Annotated in this window: 3 protein-coding genes; all 3 read left to right on the plus strand. The window is 58.4% G+C overall.

Going from position 1 to position 2,682, the window contains the following annotated elements; all coding sequences use genetic code 11:
• Window positions 1–828, plus strand: an 828-nt coding sequence (locus tag CQ12_RS08350; protein ID WP_157088072.1) for a GGDEF domain-containing protein, incomplete at its 5' end; no start/stop codon positions are given.
• A 20-nt stretch (window positions 829–848) separates the two neighbouring features.
• Entirely contained in the window at window positions 849–1,085 is a 237-nt protein-coding gene (locus CQ12_RS08355; protein ID WP_057834839.1) for a hypothetical protein, read from the plus strand.
• Window positions 1,086–1,846: 761 nt separating this feature from the next.
• Window positions 1,847–2,682: GGDEF domain-containing protein (locus tag CQ12_RS08360; protein ID WP_245309805.1), on the plus strand; the 836-nt coding region annotated here is incomplete at its 3' end.

The raw sequence follows: 2,682 nt of genomic DNA on the forward strand, positions 1-2,682 counted from the left end.
GTGTTCAGCGCGCTGAACGTCGCGGCCATGCTGATGCGGCGGATTCACTCGCCGCTCATGCTTATTTTCGGCATTTCGGTCGCGTGGTTTGCGCTATCGTCGCTCGCATTCATTCTGGCGGCGCCCTGGAACCATATGTGGTGGCTCGCTCACGCGATCTTTGCTGGCGGGTTCTTTCTACTCAGCTATGGTGTTGTCCAGGCTTTCCGAACGACGCAATCATTCTCGACCATCTATAGCCAGGAAGAAATGACGGCCCGCCTGGCCGAATCGATGGCCGAGACCCAAAGGGCGCTACAGCAACTGCAACTGAGCAATCAAAGGTTGGAACGCCTTGCCGCCACTGACCCACTAACCGGTGCCGGAAATCGGCGCCACTTCATCGAGCATATCGGCGGCGAGATCGCGCGGGCCAAACGAAGCGGTGCTCCATTATCTCTGCTGTCAATCGACCTCGATCATTTCAAGTACATCAATGACTCACGCGGTCACAGTGTCGGCGATGAAGTCCTCCGCGCATTCGTGCGAAAGTGTCTGGAGGCGATCCGCCCTTACGACTCTGTCGCGCGCGTGGGCGGTGAAGAATTTATGGTGCTGCTGCCGGGAGCGACGCTCGACGCGGCTTGCGCGGTAGCCGAGCGCCTTCGATCGGCCATCGGAAGCGCTGCGTTCGATGTCGGAGCCCAACCGTCTGTCAATGTCACCATCAGTGTTGGGGTATCGGAGTTCGGGCGCGATGGAGACACGCTTGACGGATTCCTGAACGTCGCCGATCAGCGGCTCTATCGTGCAAAATATGAAGGCCGCAATCGTGTGATTGTCGCGTAGGCCGCTTGCCGGGAATTGCCATGTCGTTGATTGGTACGGCGTTGTTCAACAGCTTTCGTTCCGTCGCGCGTTCAGACTTCTGCGTTGGCGGGACGCGTGAGATCTTCATGTCGACGATCGATGTCGACAGCGTAGGCAAGATGGCCTTTCCGATTCTGCCGATCCTTGTCGCGATCGCAGGCCGCCCCTTTGGGCGAGGCGAAGCGACGGAGGTCGACAAGTCGACGCCGTCAAGGTCCGGATCGGAGCCACTGTGACAAGACCCTAGCGGACTGGTCGCGGATGTCGCACCCGAGCTTAGTTTTAGCGAGCTGGCGGTGGCCGACTTCTAAGCTTCTCGTCCACGACACCGGCAGCTTGTTCGTCGACCATCGCGATACCGAGAAAGGTTCCTGGGTCGCGACACTGGGGCTGCCCTCGGGCCATCGTGGCTGCGAACAAAACGTAGATCGCGTCTTGCTGTACGCGGTCTGCGAGCCACTTTATCGATCAATGTCGCAAGCAGGACAATGGCTTCGCAGTCGGCAAGGTTCGCTAAAGCTGCTCGAACGGGCGCGTCGCATTCTTCGTTGTTCAAAACAGGAACATGCAGCTGCTCGAAGGTCGTCTAAGCCGCGCCTACGCGGATAAGCGGATGCAGGCGCCTTCTCGGTGGCTCGCCGGCTGCAGGAGCGCGGCTAAACCGGACCATTCTCGGGGGCCATCCGTTCCCCTTGCGACGCGTGCGGCCCAGAGCCCTCAAAGTCTTGAAGCGGCATCTTGAGAGCGTAAATGGTGGCTTCGACCGCGTTAGCTATGGGCGAACTTGCCGGGTCGATCGAAAACACTCTTGCCGGGGAGGACTATCGCGATCCGAAGGCAAGGCGCTTTTACCGTCGCGGCTTGCGAAGCGTTACTCGAACTTCAGCGATCGGCACACAACATCTGGTGTTCAGCTAACATCTATGCTACTTATAAGAAACTCAGCCTCAGCGAAGGTTCGACTGTGATGAGTTTGTCAACTCCACGATCACGCGTATTGCACGCCGATTGGTTCGATTGGCGTAGTTCTGCCACAAGGGATTTCGTTGCTCTCTTTGGGGGCGTCGTTCTCGCCTCGATTTTGGTTCATGTCTATGAGGTTGGCCCTTTTTTGTTTCAGCTGGGGCGGGGCTATGCGGATTCGGCACTCGACGACATCGTATTCATCATATTCGTCGCGTTCTTCCTGTGCGTTGCGCTGACAATTTTTAGTGTCCGCCGCTATCGAGATCTCGTCCGCGAAACCAAAGCGCGAGCCATTGCGGAACGAGAAGCGCGCGACCTAGTGCGGCACGATCCATTGACCGGCCTGCCAAACCGTCGCCTGTTTGATGAAAAGCTGGATGCGTGCCTTGGCCTCGCCCGCGACAGGCACCAGGTGGCCGTTCTGCTGCTTGGTCTTGATGGCTTCAAGAGGATTAAGGACACGCGTGGCCACGCAGCCGAGGACAGGGCGCTATGCGAACTTGCCAACAGGGTCGCAGACATCTTGCGCGAGGATGGCGTCCTGGCGAGGATTGGAGGCGACGAATTCGGGATTGTCCTACCAGACATTAGCTCCCTTGAGGTTCCCACCAATCTGGCGCGCCGTATTGTGGCGTCCGCAACCGAAACTTTCGCGACCAAGACGGGGGCAGCCGAGCTTGGGGTTGGAATTGGCATCGCCATCGCCCCGATTGACGGCATCAATCTCCACGAATTGGTCAGGCGCGCAGAACGTGCACTTTATCGCGCGCAAGGGGATGGCAGGTCGTGTGTTCGCTTTTTCGAACCAGAAATGGACATGCATGTCGACCGGCGCATCCAGATCGAGCGAGAGCTTCGCAGCGCTAT

It is taken from the genome of Bradyrhizobium jicamae, assembly GCF_001440395.1.
Lineage (GTDB): Bacteria > Pseudomonadota > Alphaproteobacteria > Rhizobiales > Xanthobacteraceae > Bradyrhizobium > Bradyrhizobium jicamae.

Excerpts from the sequence above, each read along its gene's own strand:
- CQ12_RS08355 (WP_057834839.1), top strand. The coding sequence starts at position 849 with ATGTCGTTGATTGGTACGGCGTTGTTCAACAGCTTTCGTTCCGTCGCG.